Source organism: Pelosinus sp. sgz500959 (genome assembly GCF_042610375.1).
In the GTDB taxonomy this organism is placed as follows: domain Bacteria; phylum Bacillota; class Negativicutes; order DSM-13327; family DSM-13327; genus CTSoil-075.
In genome coordinates this window covers 262,062-281,085 of sequence record NZ_JBGJZL010000002.1, presented here as the reverse complement: position 1 = coordinate 281,085, position 19,024 = coordinate 262,062, and the positions used below count along the sequence as shown (strand labels likewise).

The 19,024-nt window shown below is 39.7% G+C and carries 19 protein-coding genes; 6 read left to right on the top strand and 13 right to left on the bottom strand.

Annotated elements, in window-relative coordinates; all coding sequences use genetic code 11:
- Positions 1 to 80: 80 nt before the first annotated feature.
- The 12 genes from ACAN52_RS04015 to ACAN52_RS03960 all read right to left on the bottom strand — a co-directional run bounded on the left by ACAN52_RS04015 (position 81) and on the right by ACAN52_RS03960 (position 10,453).
- Positions 81 to 1,454, bottom strand: a complete 1,374-nt coding sequence (locus tag ACAN52_RS04015; RefSeq protein WP_378952594.1) for a VanW family protein — start codon at positions 1,452 to 1,454, stop codon at positions 81 to 83.
- A 64-nt stretch (positions 1,455 to 1,518) separates the two neighbouring features.
- Complete coding sequence (locus ACAN52_RS04010; RefSeq protein WP_378952591.1) at positions 1,519 to 2,274, bottom strand: PRC-barrel domain-containing protein; 756 nt, start codon at positions 2,272 to 2,274, stop codon at positions 1,519 to 1,521.
- 32 nt (positions 2,275 to 2,306) lie between these two features.
- Positions 2,307 to 3,614: a tol-pal system YbgF family protein gene (locus ACAN52_RS04005; protein WP_378952588.1), complete on the bottom strand. Its 1,308-nt coding sequence runs from the start codon at positions 3,612 to 3,614 to the stop codon at positions 2,307 to 2,309.
- Positions 3,615 to 3,754: 140 nt separating this feature from the next.
- The gene (locus ACAN52_RS04000) at positions 3,755 to 4,996 is read right to left on the bottom strand and encodes an aminotransferase class I/II-fold pyridoxal phosphate-dependent enzyme (protein ID WP_378952585.1); all 1,242 of its coding nucleotides are present in this window, start codon (positions 4,994 to 4,996) and stop codon (positions 3,755 to 3,757) included.
- Positions 4,989 to 6,791 (bottom strand): GTPase HflX, encoded by a 1,803-nt coding sequence (gene hflX / locus ACAN52_RS03995; RefSeq protein WP_378952582.1) that lies wholly within the window; start codon positions 6,789 to 6,791, stop codon positions 4,989 to 4,991. Before hflX ends, ACAN52_RS04000 begins: the two co-directional genes overlap by 8 nt.
- 225 nt (positions 6,792 to 7,016) lie before the next feature.
- Positions 7,017 to 7,295, bottom strand: a complete 279-nt coding sequence (locus tag ACAN52_RS03990; protein ID WP_378952579.1) for a hypothetical protein — start codon at positions 7,293 to 7,295, stop codon at positions 7,017 to 7,019.
- The gene (locus ACAN52_RS03985) at positions 7,289 to 7,882 is read right to left on the bottom strand and encodes a hypothetical protein (RefSeq protein WP_378952576.1); all 594 of its coding nucleotides are present in this window, start codon (positions 7,880 to 7,882) and stop codon (positions 7,289 to 7,291) included. Before ACAN52_RS03985 ends, ACAN52_RS03990 begins: the two co-directional genes overlap by 7 nt.
- Complete coding sequence (locus ACAN52_RS03980) at positions 7,863 to 8,468, bottom strand: GTPase (protein ID WP_378952573.1); 606 nt, start codon at positions 8,466 to 8,468, stop codon at positions 7,863 to 7,865. The genes ACAN52_RS03985 and ACAN52_RS03980 overlap by 20 nt, the downstream gene beginning before the upstream one ends.
- The gene (locus ACAN52_RS03975) at positions 8,465 to 8,869 is read right to left on the bottom strand and encodes an AAA family ATPase (RefSeq protein ID WP_378952570.1); all 405 of its coding nucleotides are present in this window, start codon (positions 8,867 to 8,869) and stop codon (positions 8,465 to 8,467) included. The genes ACAN52_RS03980 and ACAN52_RS03975 overlap by 4 nt, the downstream gene beginning before the upstream one ends.
- Before the next feature lie 124 nt (positions 8,870 to 8,993).
- Positions 8,994 to 9,176: a hypothetical protein gene (locus tag ACAN52_RS03970; RefSeq protein ID WP_378952567.1), complete on the bottom strand. Its 183-nt coding sequence runs from the start codon at positions 9,174 to 9,176 to the stop codon at positions 8,994 to 8,996.
- A 243-nt stretch (positions 9,177 to 9,419) separates the two neighbouring features.
- The gene (locus ACAN52_RS03965) at positions 9,420 to 9,875 is read right to left on the bottom strand and encodes a hypothetical protein (protein WP_378952564.1); all 456 of its coding nucleotides are present in this window, start codon (positions 9,873 to 9,875) and stop codon (positions 9,420 to 9,422) included.
- Between the two features lie 188 nt (positions 9,876 to 10,063).
- Complete coding sequence (locus ACAN52_RS03960) at positions 10,064 to 10,453, bottom strand: bacteriohemerythrin (RefSeq protein WP_378952561.1); 390 nt, start codon at positions 10,451 to 10,453, stop codon at positions 10,064 to 10,066.
- Positions 10,454 to 10,833: 380 nt separating this feature from the next.
- Between ACAN52_RS03960 and ACAN52_RS03955 the strand changes: the two genes are divergently transcribed.
- The 6 genes from ACAN52_RS03955 (at position 10,834) to ACAN52_RS03930 (ending at position 18,520) form a co-directional block, all read left to right on the top strand.
- A complete protein-coding gene (locus ACAN52_RS03955) occupies positions 10,834 to 11,292 on the top strand; it encodes a MarR family winged helix-turn-helix transcriptional regulator (protein ID WP_378952558.1) in 459 nt (152 codons plus the stop codon).
- A 654-nt stretch (positions 11,293 to 11,946) separates the two neighbouring features.
- A complete protein-coding gene (locus ACAN52_RS03950) occupies positions 11,947 to 12,390 on the top strand; it encodes a TetR/AcrR family transcriptional regulator (protein ID WP_378952555.1) in 444 nt (147 codons plus the stop codon).
- 45 nt (positions 12,391 to 12,435) lie between these two features.
- Positions 12,436 to 13,554, top strand: coding sequence for an efflux RND transporter periplasmic adaptor subunit (locus ACAN52_RS03945; RefSeq protein WP_378952552.1), 1,119 nt, complete (start codon positions 12,436 to 12,438; stop codon positions 13,552 to 13,554).
- The gene (locus ACAN52_RS03940; RefSeq protein ID WP_378952549.1) at positions 13,551 to 16,670 is read left to right on the top strand and encodes an efflux RND transporter permease subunit; all 3,120 of its coding nucleotides are present in this window, start codon (positions 13,551 to 13,553) and stop codon (positions 16,668 to 16,670) included. Before ACAN52_RS03945 ends, ACAN52_RS03940 begins: the two co-directional genes overlap by 4 nt.
- A 251-nt stretch (positions 16,671 to 16,921) precedes the next feature.
- Positions 16,922 to 18,217, top strand: a complete 1,296-nt coding sequence (locus ACAN52_RS03935; protein ID WP_378952546.1) for a TolC family protein — start codon at positions 16,922 to 16,924, stop codon at positions 18,215 to 18,217.
- 132 nt (positions 18,218 to 18,349) lie between these two features.
- Positions 18,350 to 18,520, top strand: coding sequence for a hypothetical protein (locus tag ACAN52_RS03930; RefSeq protein ID WP_378952543.1), 171 nt, complete (start codon positions 18,350 to 18,352; stop codon positions 18,518 to 18,520).
- Between the two features lie 91 nt (positions 18,521 to 18,611).
- Here ACAN52_RS03930 and ACAN52_RS03925 read toward each other — a convergent pair whose 3' ends face one another.
- Positions 18,612 to 18,785 carry a hypothetical protein gene (locus tag ACAN52_RS03925; RefSeq protein ID WP_378952540.1) on the bottom strand — a complete coding sequence of 58 codons (174 nt, stop codon included), beginning with the start codon at positions 18,783 to 18,785 and terminating at the stop codon, positions 18,612 to 18,614.
- Positions 18,786 to 19,024: the final 239 nt, after the last annotated feature.

Here is a 19,024-nt window from a genome sequence, read left to right as displayed (position 1 = left end):
TTACATTCGCAAGACTATAATATGTTTGGGGATTGCAAGTAAAAAGAAACGACAGCACTGCTTTGTGCTGTCGTTTCTTTTTACTTGGTGATTTTTTGAGGTTGCGCTTTTGTCCCGACGCGTATAATGCGATCCTCAGGTTTAAATTCATCCGAAGATAGTCTTTCCCGACTAATTTCTTTCCCGTTTACCAATTTTATTCGGTATGTTGTTACTGCAAAACCTTTTTGTCCTACCGATTCGACAATCTCTTTACCAACTGGTAAAGAACTATCTTGTTTAATAATTGTATTGTATTCTAAAGTCTTTGAATCGCTTTCAATACGAATCTCGGGAGGATTTAAAACATTTTTTCCAAAAATAGAAATAGTAATTTGATTATTAGAAATTTCACTTTTAATATAAATACTATGAGACGAGACATTTTTAAATTTAAAGTCAATGAGATTATCAGCAACCGTAGCATCTTGACCCATTGGCACATACCCAGGAGGCTCAAAATGTGATGCCCGTTCTTCAATGTCCATATCAGCCAATAGAACTGCATTGTATAAAGTTGTACTGACTTGACAGACGCCTCCACCCCAATCCAAGGTCAACTTACCATCAACAAATACTGGCGCTTCTTTATATCCATACTCCGGAAGCCGCAAACCAACATCCTGATTAAAAGAAAATACTTCACCAGAATGAACAAGACGATTATCAATGTGTTCTGAGGCGATTGCAACATTCTGATAGCGACTTTTTTTATTTGGATCAAATTCCGTTGTATAGACAGCAAGTAAAGAGTCAATATCAGCAAAATCGCGTGATGTAATCGTTGGATATTGTTGATTAACAATTAATTTACTAGTAAATTGCATTTTAGTCGCTAATTCATTAGTAATTCCATCTAAGGTTAAAGGTATATCAACTTTTTGTCCCAAAACCTCAGGTTTAATTTCAATGATTTTATTTTGATATAGTAATAGAGCATTTTGAGGATCTTTATCAACAGATTGAGCAATTGCAGCGATCACGTTATACAATTTATCATGATTGTATGAATAGGTAAAAGGAAGAGTATATCCCCCATTGGCAGTTATGTAACGTTCTTGTAAGATTTTAATGATATTTCCGCCACGACCAACATTATGAGCTTGTATAGCAAGCTCATCAATATCAATGGACAGTTCAATATCTTGCGGCATAATAGACCAAGTATTTTTTTCATATTCAATAGTAATCATTGATTGATTTTTTTTCTCTTCAAAAGCGATCCGAAGTGCATCTTTTGCCTCATCAACGGATAAACCACCTACTGGAACATTACCAATATTGACTCCATTATAGATCGTATCTGTAAATAAAAAAGCAGCATTTGTAGCCATTAAGCTGACTGAACTAAAAATTACAATCATAGAAAAAAAGAAAATTAGCTTAATTTTAGGTTTCGCTAGTGCAATTTGCAAAATGGTGCACCCTTTCGGTTATTTCATTACGTGATAATAAATCCCCGCCGTAGCGGGGATTTATTTATTGAATATTCATAGACAGTTCAACAAACTTGCCAGCTAGCTTAGCTTTTTGTAAAACTTCTTCATTAATTTCTCCACCTTGCTCAACAATCACCACGCCATTGTCTGTTTCAATTCGGCGACTTGCTTGCTTACCAAGTAAATATTTACGCTGTTTTTCATCGAATTTTCTTGCGGAATCATCGCTGGCGTTTTCTTTTACAGGAGTCTCTTTTGCAGGAGCTTCTATTTTCACTTCTGGTGCCGCTACGACTTCAGGAGCCGGAGTAGAAACAGGAGTATTCACTATTTCATTCTCATCAGCGATAACGAGAACTTTTTTACCGAAAGTAAGAATGCGGTCTGCATCAATAGTACTTACTTCACCATTAGGTTCTTCAATTTCGCAAACTGTAATTCTGCCTGTCATATCAACAATAATTTCTTTTACAATACCTTGAATGCGACCAGTTTTAGTTAATACCTTTGTACCAATGATCGTAACATCATTACACAATAATTGTTCAAGCGCAGGAGAATTTTCAATTGATAAGATAGCACTGCTGCTAATAATTGTAAGTGCAGACTCGCCCAAACCGGCAATTGCAGAAAAAGGAAGCAGTTTCGCACCACGATACCATTTTCCATCATCAATAACTAAAGCTGCTACTGAACCTTCTGCTGGATCAATAACAATTTTTGTGATTGTACCAATCTCATCACCTTCACTAATATCAATCACTGGCAATCCAAGAATATCCAAACTTTTTTTCATTAAATAATAAGCCTCCTACATCATGTTAAATATTAAGATTGACTACGCCATTCAGAAAATTCATCATTGATTTCTTTGAATGCACTTGAAGGAATTTGATTCAATGGCGTAAATTCTAAAGAATTTTTAATTAAAACATTTTTCACAACACGCAAATAAGCAATATTGCTAATAAATTCCTGATCAAGGCTCGTGTTATGAATAACTCCAGGAAGCAATCGTCCTTCAGTAAAAACTTGAATCGCTTCGTTATAGGAACCAAGATTCTTTAAAATAGTTCCTATTTCAACAACTAAGAACGGAGCAGCTTCGCTATCAGGATATAAAAACAATGCCTGACGGAAAGTTGTAAGAGCTTGAAGAAAATTCCGTTGTTCTTTATGTGAAAAAGCAACATCCATTAAAGTGTCTAAATCTACTGAAGAAAGATCTAACTCTTCAGTCGTTGTTGTCAAATCAGACAATGCAGTTGTTACATTCTCCTCTTGAAGGGCTATTTCTTCTTCGTATTCCATTTCATTTTCTTCTTTTCTTACATCCATAAGGTCATTAACAACCTCTACTTCTTCATTCTTTTCCACTGGGACTTCTTCTATTTCTTCTACTCTTTCTTGTTGTTCCGCATTAGCAAGCTTTTCTAAAAAAGAAACAATAATTCCCTCGTCATATTTTACGGGATAAGAATATTCTTTCTTTTCGTGATTCGTATTGGCAAGTTCCTTTAAAAAAGAAGTAATAACTCCTTCTTTATATGTTATCGGATAGAAATATTCCTTAACGCTAACTTCAGTCGGCGCAGGGATCGTTTCTAAAGTTGGTAATTGCACAATCGTCTCAACTTTAATTAGCTTCCAACCTTCATCTTGATATTGTACTGGATAAAAATACTCTTTAATCATCGATTCAGTAATACTTTTAAGATTTTCTGTTGGTTCTTGTGTATTTTTCAATACATTTTCTAAGCTGAGTGCTGCTGGTGGCGAGGGTTGAAGAGGTTCTTGGTAAATTGATTCTATCATCTCTGAAATTTCCATAGAATTTGCAACTGAATTTGTAGCTAAAGGGCTTTTTAATGGAGCTTTTCGCAATTCAGCATCATAATAACGTGCAATAAAATAGGAAGAAATCAGTCCAAATAGAAGAACTATACACAAAGTACCAGTTAGACCAGCAAAACCAACAAACAATCTTGGTAAAATTAAACTGATTGAAAAAGCACAAAATGCGCATAAAACAAGAAATTTTATATGCATCTGGACAGCTAATATTTTATTAGCTAGCATATAGACAATATATGTGAAAATAGAGATTGTCAACATACTTATCATTATATATTCCATAGAATCCCACCACGATATTATTATTTAATTCGACATTTTTATAGAATTTCCTGCTGTAAGACACATAAAGTAATAAATTACAACTTATTAATCAACTGATTCGACATGTATTTACTTTTACCTGCTAAATATGAAATTTATTACATATTTAATATTTCTGTGGCAGCTCCCATGCTACCAATGATTGCATGTTCAAAAGTTAGTCCGCCTTGTAAATAAACTGTATACGGTGCACGCAAAGGTCCATCTGCACTAAGCTCAATTGACGCCCCTTGAATAAAGGTTCCTGCAGCCATAATGACTGTATCTTGGTATCCAGGAATTGCACTTGGTTCCGGCCGTACATGAGCATCCACTGGTGAATATTTCTGCAAGCCCTGGCAAAAAGCAACCAATTTTTCTGGTGATCCCAGTTCAATGGCTTGAATAATATCACTACGTTTGGCAGAAGGCTGTGGCAATGTCTTATACCCTAATAAAGAAAAGAATACAGAGGCAAAGATTGCACCTTTTACAGCTTGCGCCGTTGTATGAGATGCCATAAATAAACCTTGAAATAACAACCGATTATCAACAAGAGAGGCACCTAATTCATCACCAATTCCTGGTGCAGTCATCCGATAGGCCGCTTGTTCAACAAGTTCTTTCTTGCCAACAATATACCCGCCCGTAGGAGCAAGACCTCCCCCTGGATTTTTAATGAGTGACCCAGCCATAATATCGGCACCAACAGCTGTTGGTTCTTGAGTATCAACAAATTCTCCATAGCAATTATCAACAAAACAGATACAATGAGGATTAATTTGCTTAACATGGGCGCATAACTCTTTAATTTCTTCAATCGTTAAAGGAGCACGCATACTATAACCACGCGACCGTTGGATTAATACCATCTTAGTGTTTGGTTTCATACAAGCAGCAATTTTTTCTATATCAACCCCACTATCAATCATCGGTAATTCTGAATAATGGATGCCAAATTCTTTTAAAGAACCAGGTGATGTACAAGTATGACCAATGACTGTTTGCATGGTATCATAAGGCGCTCCTGTTAGAGATAAAAGTTCATCACCTGGCCGTAAAATACCAAATAAAACAGTAGCTAAGGCATGAGTGCCTGAGACAAATTGGGTACGAAGCAATGCTTTTTCTGCCCCGCACAGATCAGCCCAAACAGCTTCTATCTTTTCTCGGCCCGCATCATTGTAGGCATAACCAGAGGTCGTGCGAAAATGATAATCAGAGACTTTATGTTTGCGAAAAGTATTTAGCACCTTAACTGTATTTTTTTCAGCGATTTCATCAACAACGGTCAAAAAAGGTTGAACTTGTTCTAAGGCTTTTTTGCGTATTTCCAGAATTTCTGGCGGAAAACTATTCATTATGTTCAGCTCCTATTACGTATGTACTAAAACGATTGATTTGATCTGGTGGCAATGATATGACAGTGTAAATACCATCTTCTTGATAATCAGTAGAATGCACTGTGGATACATCATATAATTTAGCAATGATATGACTATCGCTATATGGAATCAATAAACGAATTTCAATAGTTTGTTGTTTAAGAAAATTTTCAACAAGGTTAAATAGTTTGTCTGTACCTGCTCCTGATAAAGCTGATATAGCAATACTATTCTCTTGTTGTAATAACTCATTGAGAAATTCTTGATCTTCTATTTTATCAGTTTTATTAAACACTGTAATTAATTGTTTAGTATCCGCATTGAGTTCACGCAGTACTTGAAATACAGCTTGACTTTGTTCCTTATATTGAGGATGGCTTACATCAATCACATGTAAGAGAACATCTGCCTGTATAACTTCTTCAAGAGTCGCACGGAAAGCTGCAATTAAATGATGAGGAAGTTTTTGAATAAATCCAACTGTATCTGTAAGAAGGGCTTCTCGTCCATCTGGCAAAGAAATATGTCTCGTCGTTGGGTCAAGAGTCGCGAATAATTTGTCTTCTGCCAGCACATCGGACGCTGTGAGAGTATTGAGCAACGTTGATTTTCCTGCATTGGTATAGCCGACAAGGGAAATGGTTGGGATACGTGTTGTTTCGCGCCGTTTACGATGTAAATTCCGCTGTTTTTTAATATTTTCAATTTGTTGCGCAATATCATTAATGCGATCGCGTATGCGTCGTCGATCGACTTCTAGTTTGCTTTCGCCAGGTCCTCTTGTACCAATTCCACCACCTAGTCTTGACAGGACTAAACCTTGTCCCCCAAGTCTTGGCAAGGTATAACGCAATTGAGCAAGTTCAACTTGTAGTTTCCCCTCATGAGAACGCGCCCGTTGAGCAAAAATATCCAAAATAAGAGCCGCACGGTCAAGAACTTTGACGCCCAGTAATTTTTCAAGATTTCGTTGCTGCGCTGGTGACAATTCATCATCAAAAATAATAAGATTTGCATTTTTTTCTTGTCGCAATAAGCTGAGTTCTTGTACCTTGCCCCGCCCGATAAACAAAGCAGAATCTGGACGTTCACGTTTTTGCCAAGTCATACCTAGTACTTCAGCCCCTGCTGTTTCAGCGAGTTGAGCCAGTTCTTTGAGAGAGTCAACAATCGCCCATTTTCCTTGTCGTTCCAGACCGACAAGGAGAGCCCGTTCCGTTTCGGCAATCGCACTGGTTTTCGTATTAAGTTCTAGTTGACGTTCAATTTGTGCTGTTAAATACGTAATATCCAGTTCAATAAAATCTTCTAACGATAAAGGCCCAATGGTTTCTGTATTAAAAAGATCATTTTTAATATCTGTAATAATACCAAAACTGACTTGATTCACACCGTCTTTTTGTCCAAGGGCAGCCATTAAATCAAAACGAACTTGCTTAAGAGAGGCCACATCGACACCACTCAATTCAGTATCACCGCTTGGGTGAGTATGAATACAACGTATACCACTCAAACGGTTGCTTGAGCGACGACCATCAATTTCAGGTAAAACGACAGTGGTAAGATCACCTACTGCAACTGATGTAATCTGTCCCCGCCTATTTATATATACAGCAAGTTCACGATTAAGATCTGCTGTAATTTCAATCATCTTTTGTGCCAGTTCAAAGGTTATCACCTGTCCAAAAGGCACTGAAAATTCATAAAGTTGTTCTATTCGAGTCAGAAAGCTTTTACGTATACCATTTAATTCTCCATGTATCATCGACATAATCTCACACTCCTTTATGCTATTATCCTTGTAATAACAACCTATCTAAAATCCTGCTTATGAAGGAAATTTGAGTTACAACAAAAATAACACCTCATTTTATAAGTCAGAATAACCTTATTATTATACTACATATTGCTCCAGATAGAAAAAGTAATTTTCAAAAAGAACGTTATTTCCCATGTCAATATATCTTGGGCATAGTTTTTCCTCAATACAAATGAATTAGCCATAAAAGCTCTCATCAACGGTTTGAACTGTTGATGAGAGCTTTTCATCATAGACTTTATTCGTCACTGACAATTCATGGAATTTCCTGCTTTCTGATGGAGGGTCATATGGAGGGCTATTACACAATGAGCAATAACCCTGTTTTAATGATTGCTCTCTTAATAATAAAGGAAGATCGACTTTACCCTGCTCATACCCCTCTACCCATCCATCACGTTTGCCCCAACGATAACCGAATAACAATGTACTTACGATCATGATTGCAATCAACAAGATAAGGACCTCCTTTGATAATATAGTAGAGTACTATAAAAGATTGCAGTGCCCAAAAATACAACAGGGAACATATGTTCTTCAATCCACCAGGATAAAAGAATGGTCAATATGGATAACAGTAAACATTCAATTTTACCTAAACGGTAGGCTAAATTACGATAACCAGCAAGTTGATCCGTATGTATATCTATATAATCATCAAATAATTGTATAGATACAACAAAAAAGAGAGAAAATAGCATGCTTTTCCAATCCCATACTAGGATGCCAAGTATAAAAACAAATAGAGATTCTTGTAAGCCGCTGAAACGACTAGGGAACACTTGTTCTTCATCTTTAAACATACCAACAATATAACTGGAAAGAAATAAGGGCATACTCACAGAGGCATTTATACTTGCTGATAAAGCCAATGCTAGCATTCCATAAACAAGAGTACCTTTGCCTAATATCGTTGTAAAATTATAGCAACCAGTACAACTATCAAGATCATAATCTAAAAAATCATCAACAAGTTTAACAGAAATTGAACATAAGATTACGGCACATACAATACCTACCATCTCAGATATTGTGAACCACACATTTTTTCACCTCTTTAAATCCTTGGCCTCTTAATGCAGATACAGGGATAGCATTAGCTTTAGGAAATAAATAGGCTAATTTAGTAATATTATTTTCCGCGGAAGGTAAATCAATTTTATTTGCTAACAAAGTATAGGAATTACGAATTACACCATAGTTATAAATTTCATGATCGATCGTACTTGAATCCTTTAAATATTCTTCTGAGATACAAGAAACATCAACAATATGAAAAATATAATCCGCACAACGAAGTAAACTCAAAGTTTGAGCCATGCCACGACGGATACTCTCATCATGATGAATTTTTTCAGCAATACCACAAGTATCTGTTATTTTTAGATTGATTACGGTTTTACCAAGAGCAATCTTAAGAATCAAAGATTGTAAAGATCTTGTTTTATGCAGTGCCATACCACATAATTGCTGTTTTGCTTCTTCAATAGAAAAATGGCGGCATGTTACTAATCCATCATAGCTGCGAAAGGTTACATCGACACTCTTACTACCAATATATGCGGCGAAGTTGAGAATAAACATAGTCTTACCTGAATTAGGGCGACCAACAATAATGAATTCCCTCATTCCTTCACCTCCCATAAATCCTCAGGTTCGATTAACATCAACTCTTGTTTCGTCGTGCTTGATTGAGAAATTAATCGCACTGCTTGCCGTCTAATGGATCTTTCGATGATATTACGCACTGTACGGGCATTACCAAAATTGTCACGACTGCGACTTTGATGAGACAATAATAAGTTCAATAGTGCCGATTGAGCATCGGCTGAGAAGCTATATTGGCGTTTCGCAAACATTTGTTCGGCTATATGCAGTAATTCTTTTTGACTATAATCTGGAAAATCAATCTGTATGGGAAATCGTGAACGAAGACCAGGATTTGTTTCCAGAAAAAAGTCCATTTCTTTTCGATAACCAGCTAAAATTAAAATGAGATCATTTTTATGATCTTCCATAGCTTTAACCATAACATAAATTTAAAAACCTATAAAATAGTAAGCACCTGCTAAATTGATGTTAATTTAGCAGGTGCTTACTATTTTATAGAAAACATCCCCCACATTTCCTGTTAGAAATCGCGAGGGTTGTAAATCAGGTCAGAGATGTAGGATCGATATAAATTCCTATAGAAACTTCATACCACACTATAGCTGTAAAAACGATCATCATTAAAAGATAAACACCAATTATAGTTCGATCACTAATCTCCATATTAGGAGCTTCTTCATGCGTAGATTCACAACGTCCATCATGACAATATATATTCGCCATCATAATCATTCCTTTCAAATCAAAGTATTATCATTAAGGTAAATATATATCAATTGACAACAATTGTAAATTAATAAGTTTATTCCGTTAAAAGATACAATTGTGTGAATTATAAATATTAACTATTGCTCGAATTATTTCACAAATAAACTAAATGCCTTGTATTGGAATTTTTCTCAACTATCCAGTACAAGGCATCCCACTAATAAAGGCAGGTTTCTTTTTTGATCCTAATCTTCATAGTTATTATTTATCGAGAATCAAATCTAAAATATCATGAGCAATTCTTCTCAAATTTTCTTCATGACGTTCATTTTCTCTGCGTTGGCGTTCATGCCACGCTCGTTCACTTTCAAATCGATGCCGTTCCATCTCACGTTCATGTCTTTCGTTTTCAATCCGTTCACGTTCATGACGTTGATGTTCTCGTTCTCGTTCTCGTTCTCGCTCATGACGTTCATGCTCTCTTTGTCTTTCTCGTTCTTGTCGTTCTCTTTCATGCCGTTCGTGCTCATATCGGTCTTGATCATGGCCTCGATCATGATCTCTGTCATGGTCATCTCGATCATCTCGGTCATATTGCTGAAGCCCACGCTCTGATTGATTTTGCCATGGTGAAGCCTCTAATATGGATGTACCGAAACCAACCTGCATCATGCCGACCATTGAGTATACAATAATTTTTTTAGCTATATTTTTCAATTATCAAACAACCTCCTTATCTGTATATGAATTCATTATAACATTAAGATGTGACAAAAATGTGGCAAAAGAATGACAAAAATATGTTGTCAATCCAATTAATAGAAATGCTGCCCCACTGATAAGAGCAAGGCAGCATTCATTAAATCATATGTACTATAAGTATAACCTAATATACTCAATAAGTTTTAAGCAGTAATCATCTTATCCTCAGTTAAAATATGCTCAATCAACCAATTACAAACGAAATTCATAATTTCTACAAGGTATTGATTTTGACCATTATCAATTTTTTCTAAATCAACAGCATTAATTTTTTCAATAAAATCAATATGTAAGGCTTTATGAGATAAAAATTTACGATAACCACAATTTAGCATATACGCTTCTTCATCTGCAAAATGCTTTATTGTATAATCTTTTAAGTTATTGATAATATATAAGATTTGGTCATATTTATCAATAATTAAATCATTATTTAATAAGTCATAAATTTCATTAGCAATGACAAATAAGTGTTTATGCTCTTCATCAATGAGATCTACGCCAATACTAAACTCATCTTTCCATACTACCATTTTACTCCTCCTTTCTATTGTTATTACACAATTATGTTTTTTTCTATTACTTTATATGCAATAGCATGTATATATATTAATTAATTGAAATCAATTTGTAAATAGACATAAATAAAATTACTCATAACATCTCTCTCCATCAATCGCATATCTCAATCACCATCTGTAAACACTATGTGCCGGTCATCCTCAATAGAAGCGATTTCCATGATTTATCTAATCCTTCGTTACTTTTCAGAAACAGTCATTTGCCCCTCCATTTTCTTATTGGTCTTTTACATTCTTTGTAGAAGTATTGCTTGACAAATTGTTAACCTAGTATACAATATAACTATAGAACATCAAACTTGATATTTTAACAACGACATGAGGTTAAAACAATGACAGAACAAAGAAAAGAAATGCTGGGATCTATTTTTAGATTGTCAAAGAATTTTTTTGAGACTATGAAACAGCCAAATAAATTTGGCACAGACAGCCTCTTATACTCATCAGAAATTCATACCCTCGAAATGATCGGTAAATATCCAGGCATAACCGTGACCGAACTGGCAGACCGACAGGGCATTTCCAAAAGCGCCCTGCCAAAGATCGTCCATAAACTTATCCAAAAAAATCTGATCTACCGTTATCAAGAAACCGGCAATAAAAAAAATATTCTTTTGGAATTGACGGACAAAGGCCGGATTGCGGTTCAACATCACTTCGAATTTCACGAGACCTTTGACAGCGGCATTATGAAAAAAATCAACTCATTAGCACCGGAAGAATATTTGTTTCTCAACGATATCCTGCAAGAGCTGGAGCAATATATTGACCACATGAAGCAGCAGGAATAAAAAATTTGCTTTATAGTTGCCCTGTTAACCATATAAAAATAACAAGATGTTTTAGCAACAAATGCCGGCGAAATAAGCCTTCTCCGCCGGCATTCTTGTTATTCCGTCTTATCGTTCACCTAGTTAACCTTTTTTAGAAATATGACTGCTATGACGGATTTTTCAGTTCTGGATTATCGGCTGTATATACATGGATACTTTAAGGATTGTCAAACGAAACCACGCAGGTCTTCCCACTTGCCCTAATCAGAATACGCCATCACCCAACAATGTTGTCTGATTGGCTCTTTGCCCGTTCATTTTTTTCATTGACTGTAGTAAAATCAATCGTTCCCTGGTGTGCATTCTGGCAACAAACAATCTATCTAGGTAATTACCCTATAATCAAGTTTATCTGGTTGCAGCTGAAAATGTGATACTTCAGCAACAAGGATATCCTTTGCGAAAGTATGCGAAAGACATCCTTATCTTTTTAAACCATCGTTCACCTAGTTAACCTTTCTATAAATGTCTGGCACTTCCCCCAGACTTCTCTGCTAATAATTTATCTTTTATTTTGTTGCAGAACAATTGAAGAGGTTTAGTAGCTTTTTGCTATTTGGGGCTTGCATATTACTCTTATTCTATTTACTTTACTAAAGGAGGAAGCTTCCTGTGTCACAGCATGCACCCATGCGTCAGCAAATCTTAACGATAGCCCTGACTACATTTAATCAGTATGGAAATGCCCTGACGATAGATCAGTTGACAGTTCGCCTATCTTTCTCTCCCAGTAGCCTGCATCCCTATTTCAACAGCAAACCAGAATTAATCCGACAGCTTGTCAGTTTCATACTGACAAGAATCAGGCAACCACCTCTCCCATTCTCTCATCGTTCACTTACCGACGAACTCCAGGATTTACTCGCTACATACCGTGAATTATTCACCGCTTTCAGCCAGAACGCTCTGTCTGATTTAAAACGGCATTACGTCGATACCAAGCTAGTGCAAATAATGACTGACGAAATGCTTCTCGGCCCCTTTCGTCAGGCTCCCCCCTCTCTAGCTGAGTTATTGGACATTCTGCTGTTTGGCATCGCCCGGCGCGCACCGTAAATTCTCTTCCGGAAAAACAGATTATATACGATAAGGAGTGTTTCTATGTTCAACATGCGACTGAATCTCAGCCAAAAAAAACATTACTATGCCCTGGCCACCTTAGTGGTAGGATGCCTACTGGCCGGAGTCATGGAAAAAACACATTTTGCAAAAACAACCAGTAAACCAGAAAACCTTCCAGTGGTCCGTACCCAGGTCGTCCAGGCAGTAACTGCAGGGCAAGGTTATAGCTACGCCGGTGAAGTACGCGGACGCTTGGAAAGCCAGCTGGCCTTCCAAGTCACCGGTAAGATCATCAAACGCAATGTTCAGCTAGGCAGCGTAGTCAATGCCGGCGATGTGCTGATGCAAATTGATGCTAAAGACATTCAACAGACGGTAAGCAGTAATTCTGCTCAGGTATATTCCGCCCAATCGCAACTTAGGCTGGCAGAAAGCAATTTGAGCCGTTACCGGCAATTACTGGACAGCGGCGCGGTCAGTCGTGCTCAGTATGACCAGTATGTTAATGCCTATGATGTAGCTGCTGCTGCGGTGCAGCAGGCGGGGGCCCAGTATACTCAAGGCGCTAATCAGCTAGATTACACCTTATTGAAAGCTGATCAGACAGGGGTTGTCTCCGCAATCACCGCCGAGGCTGGCCAGGTTGTCAGCGCCGGCCAGACGGTTGTCACCGTTGTCCAAGACAGAGAGCAGGAAATCGAAATCAATGTTCCTGAAAATCGGCTGGAAGAACTAAAAAACGCCGGACATCTCGACGTTACTTTCTGGGCCTTACCTAACTTGACACTGAATGGCTCCGTACGGGAAATCGCTCCTATGGCAGATCCGGCGACTCGCACCTTCAAAGTGCGCGTCAGCCTGCTCAATCCGTCGCCATCTGTCAAGCTGGGTATGACGGCCACCGTTTCCTTAGCCGGTGGCGTTGCCCATACTGCATTTTCCATTCCACTGTCTGCACTCTATCAGACTGGCGATACGCCCGCCGTCTGGGTTGTGAACGACAATATTCTGACACTGCGCCCCATCCAAACCGGGCCCTTCGGCAATGGCACTATCCAGGTGCTAGCTGGACTGCAGCCAGGCGATCTGATTGTCAGCGCCGGCGTTCATAAATTGAAAGAAGGACAGAGGGTAAAAACAACCGGTGATGCCCTATGAACCATTTTAACCTTACCGCCTGGTCATTAAACCACAAACAATTCATTTATTTCTTTGTCTTCCTCTTCTTTGTTGCCGGCCTTTTCTCCTATAAGAATGTGGGACGCATGGAAGACCCGGATTTCGCCATTAAACAAATGATTGTCAGCGTTTCCTGGTCAGGAGCCACCGCCAGCCAGATGGAAGAGCAGGTTACGGATAAAATTGAAAAGAAACTGCAGGACCTGCCTGGGCTTGACTATCTGAAAAGTTACTCTACACCGGGACATACGGTGATTTACGTCAATCTCAAAGATCAGGTGCCCGCCAAGGAGCTTCGGGCCAGATGGGTGGAAGCCCGCAATATGGTGAATGATATCAAAGGAACCTTCCCGGAAGGCGTTTCACAACCCAGCTTCAATGATCGGTTCGATGAAGTATATGGCGTGGTCTATACGCTGACCGGTGATGGGTTTACCTACGAGGAAATGCGGGAAAGAGCCGAAAAAATCCGCCGTATTCTCTTAAACGTTCCCAGCGTGAGCAAAGTCCAGCTCTTGGGGGTGCAAACCGAAAAAATCTACATTGAAATCGAAAATAGCAAACTGGCCCGTTTAGGTCTTGATCCGTCCGTAATTACAGCCGCCTTAAAGGAGCAAAATGCCATGGCCGCCGCCGGCATGCTGGAAACGGTATCGGACAATGCTTACGTACGAATTACCGGGATCTTTGAAAATCTGGAAGACATTCGCACTACGCCCATTCAGGCTGGTGGCCGCACCTTCCGTCTGGGAGACATAGCCAAGGTGACTCGCGCCTATGCCGAACCATCCAACCCGAAAATGTTCTATAACGGTCAGCCGGCCGTCGGCATTGCGCTGGCGATGGAAACCGGTGGTAACATTCTGACACTGGGTAAAAATCTTGATAGTACTCTCTCCCAAATAAAACAAGAACTGCCAGTCGGGCTGGAAATCAATCAAACTGTCAATCAGCCGAAAGTTGTGAAATCCTCCATAGACGAATTTGTTGAATCCCTAGTCGAAGCGATCGTCATCGTCTTAATCGTAAGCTTTGCCAGTCTGGGTATGCGGTCCGGCGTGGTCGTAGCCCTAACCATTCCTTTGGTCATTGCCATTACCTTTACCTTAATGTACCTGACAGGCATCGCTTTGCAGAGCATATCGCTAGGGGCTCTCATCATTGCGCTAGGCTTGTTGGTCGATGATGCCATCATCGCCACTGAAATGATGATCGTCAAGCTGGAGCAAGGCTGGAGCCGCTTTGACGCTGCTTGTTTTTCCTATACCTCTACCGCCTATCCGCGTTTGACCGGGGCGTTAATAACCTGCGCGGGCTTTATTCCCATCGGTTTCTCCAAAGGACTTGCCGCCGAATTTTGCGTCGATCTCTTTTGGGTTATATTCTTCGCTCTCATTGCTTCCTGGCTGATTGCCGGAGCAGTTACGCCTTTGCTCGGTTATCAGTTTATTAAAATAAAACCGGCCCAGCAAACAGCCGATGAAAGCAATGCGCACCATGACCTTTATGATACCGCGTTTTATCGGCGATTTAAACGCTTGTTACTTTGGTGCATGCGTTACCGTAAAACCGTACTAACAGCTACTGCCGCCGTATTTATCGGCTCTATCTTTCTCTTGGGATTGGTCAAACAGGAATTCTTTCCTGCTTCCAACCGTCCGGAGCTCGTCATCCAGCTCAAATTACAGGAAGGAGCTTCCCTAACCAACACCGAGGAAGTGGCCCGCCAGTTTGCTAAAGAATTGGACGGCGACCCGAATATTTCCTATTACACCTATCATGTAGGTGAAGGAGCTCCTCGCTTTGTGCTCAGTTTTGAACCAACCTTCAATAAATCGAATTTCGCTGAATTCATTGTAGTAACCAAAGATGTTCAAGCCCGTAATACGCTGGCCCAAAAAGCCGAGCAATTATTAAACACTGAATTTACAGGTGTTCGGGGGCATATAAAGTTATTATTCACAGGAACGGGACCCGATTATCCGGTGATGCTGCGGGTAAAAGGCCCTGACCATGGAAAAGTTCGTGAAATCGCTGAACAAGTCCGCGCCGCCATGGCCGCCCATCCGGCTACACAAAACGTAAACCTCAACTGGAATGAGAAAAGCAAAGTGATGCACTTGGAGATTGACCAGGCAAAAGCAAAAGCCCTCGGACTCAGTTCCCATGAATTGGCCGCATCCCTCCAAACCCAGTTGTCTGGAGCACCTATTACCGAATTTCGTGAGCAGGATAAAACCGTCAGCATGGTTCTCCGGTTTGCGGAAGCGGACCGTAATAACCCGGAACGAATAAAAGACCTCAACATCCATATCGGCAACGGCAAATATGTCCCGCTTGACCAAATCGCCACCATCCGTTATGACGCCGAAGAAGGCTTAATTTACCGGCGCGATCTGCTACCCATGATTATGGTACAGGCGGAACTGAATCCCACGTCTAAACTTACCGGCTCGGGCGTGACCAAGCAAGTTTACGGCAACCTCCAGGAACTCAGAAGCAGTCTACCAGCCGGCTATTTCATTGAATTTGACGGTGCAACGGAACGCAGTATTAAAAGCAGCAAGTTCCTGGCGGAACCCATCCCAGCCATGATGATTATCATTATGATTCTGCTCATGACGCAACTGCAAAGTATACCGAAAATGCTGTTAACCCTCTTAACTGCGCCTCTTGGTATTATCGGTGTATCCATCAGTCTCCTCCTCACCGGAAGTCCTATGGGATTTGTGGTCCAATTGGGAATTCTGGCCTTGTTCGGTATTATTATGCGCAATACCGTTATATTGATGGACCAGATTGAACAACATCTGGTGGTCGGCGACTCGCTATGGGACGCTATTGTGGCAGCGACGATCAGCCGCTTCCGCCCTATTATGCTAACAGCCGCAGCCGCTATCCTAGGCATGATTCCGCTGGTACCCAGTACTTTGTGGGGCTCCATGGCGATTGCCATCGCTGGCGGTTTACTGGGAGCAACTATCCTGACTTTGCTGGTGCTGCCGGTTATGTATGCTACCTGGTATAAGGCACAACCAGATGACGGTACAAAAAACAATTCTTTAAACGATGCCGGAAAGTCAATATCTCAGTAGCATGAAGCAAATTGCGCAATTGCTGGAAGCCAGCGAATTCCTTTAGTTTGTTAGGTCACCAATACATTTGCGAACCGCGCCTTCTGGCAGTCTTTTCCCTATATATTCATGATCAGCTGACAGCGGCGAATGCACGTAATGACAGACATTTTCTTAGCTTACTGCATTCCCCTGTCACTCTGCTGCTTTGCATAAAAAATCTTTGGCATAGCAACATAAACTTAAAATAATCCAATCGAAAGGAGACAACTATGAAATCATCTTATTTTTATATAAAAACTCTCTTCGCACCAATTCTTGCGTCCACTCTATTTTGCCAAACTGCCCTGGCAACGCCGTTAGAACTCTCGCTTGATGGCAGTATTTCTCTGACTTATAAGAATAATCCGGCATTGCAGATTGTAGAAGCGCGCACAGACCAGACCGCCTGGGCGCTGAGAGAAGCTCAGACCAATAAAGCTGTATCCATTGATTATACTCATACGGATATGCGTTCAAATTCTCCACCCACCTGGTCACCCTCTTCGGCAGCCGTCTCCCCCTATAACTATTTCAGCAACCAGATCATCGCCAGCCTCCCGCTCTACACTGGCGGCAAAGCGGAAAACGCAATTGAACAAGCAAAACTCAGTCACAAGGTATCTCAGCTTGAAATCACAGCCACCAAACAGCATCTCAAGTTAGAGGCCAGTACAGGTTATTATAATATGCTGCAAAACCAGACCCTATTAGAAATTGCCAAACAAACGGTGAATGATTTTAGCGCTCATCTTACTCGTGTCCGGCAAATGTACGATACCGGCGTGGCACCCTGGCATGACGTACTGCAAACCAAGGTCCGGCTGGCGAATGGGGAAAATGATTTAGTAAAAGCGCAAAGCGATTATGATTTAGCCGTCTACAACTTAAATAAAACCATGGGCTTACCCTTGCGCAGCGAAATTACCTTGACAGAACCGCTAATCTATCAAGAATATGCTTTGGCTCTTGACGACGTTACCTCCTATGGATTGGCGAATCGTCCGGAAATGGCTCAACAGCAGGCAAATATTAAAATAGAAGAAGCACAAATCAAAATTGCCCAAAGCGGACAACATCCCAAAGTTATGCTGACCGGGACTATGGCCTGGGATAATGACGACTTTGCAGGCACGGCGAACAGAGATTGGACCGCTATGTTGGTAACCCAATTTAACCTCTTTGACTCCGGCAATACCAAAGCCAAAATCAGGCAGGCACAATCAAGCGAGTTAGCCGCACGGAAACAAGCGCAACAAACACAGGATAATATTTCCTTAGAAATCAGCGATGCTTATTTGAGTATGAAAGAAGCAGAAAAACGAATAATCACCAACAAAGTAGCTGTTGAAGAAGCCAGTGTAAATTTTGATATTGCGCAAAAAGCTTATAGTGCCGGTGTCGGTACCAATTTAGATGTTATGGATGCCGAGCTGGCACTAAACCAGGCAAAAACCAACTATACTAACTCATTATTTGACTATAACATCAGCAAAGCTCGGCTCGACAAGGCGATAGGCAAGGAATAAATCACTTAGGAGTACTTTGCCATTTTTATGCAAAGTGCTCCTATTTTTACAGTTAAATATAGATAACGGGTTCATTCATGCCTCAACATTAATCATTAATTTATGGTTAAACTACTATTAGGAGGTGAATTTATGGATAAAAATGTAATAGACGGATCATATACTCGTTATAGAATGCCTAGCGAAAGAGGCCTAGCAAAAGACTTAGCCAACGGTACTGTCAAAAAAGAAGTCCATCATATTAATCATGACAAACGTAGCATTTCAGAATCCTACGTCATAGAACATAATTCTGTAAAGTAATTTTACGAAGGTCAGTCAACTGACTGACCTTCGTAATCACTCCATAGTTAATCCTGCTACCTGTCCATTTTTATCCAAGCCGGAAATCCGGCTATTTATTTTCCTCAATTTCACGATAAACCCTTAGTTGAGCTTTTGCTAATATTCGATTAAATTTTTCAAGTGCATTTTGAGTTGGTTTATTTAAGATGCCCCAACGGACTTTTACTTCTTTTAGTTTTTCTGGCGATATATTAGATCTGTTAATTCTTTTGGTATTTTCCAAAAAAATTCGCCTCCCAGTTAATAAACGATCTATACTAGTACAGTGTATGCTGAATGTGATTGTCCGCTTTACAAGTATTTCTTTATAATAAGTGCATCACTTCACACCAGTATAATGCATAAAATTCATTTACAACTAGTATAAATATCAGTATAATGGGCATATAAATAGATAACCGTCTCTGCTACCAACAGAAACGGTTATCAGAATACTGGAGGCTATCTAGCTACTTCTTGGAT

What these genes read in the sequence shown, in the direction of transcription:
- ACAN52_RS04010 (WP_378952591.1), bottom strand. Translation starts at nt 2,274, where the DNA reads ATGAAAAAAAGTTTGGATATTCTTGGATTGCCAGTGATTGATATTAGT.
- ACAN52_RS04005 (WP_378952588.1), bottom strand. Translation starts at nt 3,614, where the DNA reads ATGGAATATATAATGATAAGTATGTTGACAATCTCTATTTTCACATAT.
- ACAN52_RS04000 (WP_378952585.1), bottom strand. Translation starts at nt 4,996, where the DNA reads ATGAATAGTTTTCCGCCAGAAATTCTGGAAATACGCAAAAAAGCCTTA.
- hflX (WP_378952582.1), bottom strand. Translation starts at nt 6,791, where the DNA reads ATGTCGATGATACATGGAGAATTAAATGGTATACGTAAAAGCTTTCTG.
- ACAN52_RS03980 (WP_378952573.1), bottom strand. Translation starts at nt 8,468, where the DNA reads ATGAGGGAATTCATTATTGTTGGTCGCCCTAATTCAGGTAAGACTATG.
- ACAN52_RS03975 (WP_378952570.1), bottom strand. Translation starts at nt 8,869, where the DNA reads ATGGTTAAAGCTATGGAAGATCATAAAAATGATCTCATTTTAATTTTA.
- ACAN52_RS03970 (WP_378952567.1), bottom strand. Translation starts at nt 9,176, where the DNA reads ATGATGGCGAATATATATTGTCATGATGGACGTTGTGAATCTACGCAT.
- ACAN52_RS03960 (WP_378952561.1), bottom strand. Translation starts at nt 10,453, where the DNA reads ATGGTAGTATGGAAAGATGAGTTTAGTATTGGCGTAGATCTCATTGAT.
- ACAN52_RS03955 (WP_378952558.1), top strand. Translation starts at nt 10,834, where the DNA reads ATGACAGAACAAAGAAAAGAAATGCTGGGATCTATTTTTAGATTGTCA.
- ACAN52_RS03945 (WP_378952552.1), top strand. Translation starts at nt 12,436, where the DNA reads ATGTTCAACATGCGACTGAATCTCAGCCAAAAAAAACATTACTATGCC.
- ACAN52_RS03940 (WP_378952549.1), top strand. Translation starts at nt 13,551, where the DNA reads ATGAACCATTTTAACCTTACCGCCTGGTCATTAAACCACAAACAATTC.
- ACAN52_RS03935 (WP_378952546.1), top strand. Translation starts at nt 16,922, where the DNA reads ATGAAATCATCTTATTTTTATATAAAAACTCTCTTCGCACCAATTCTT.
- ACAN52_RS03930 (WP_378952543.1), top strand. Translation starts at nt 18,350, where the DNA reads ATGGATAAAAATGTAATAGACGGATCATATACTCGTTATAGAATGCCT.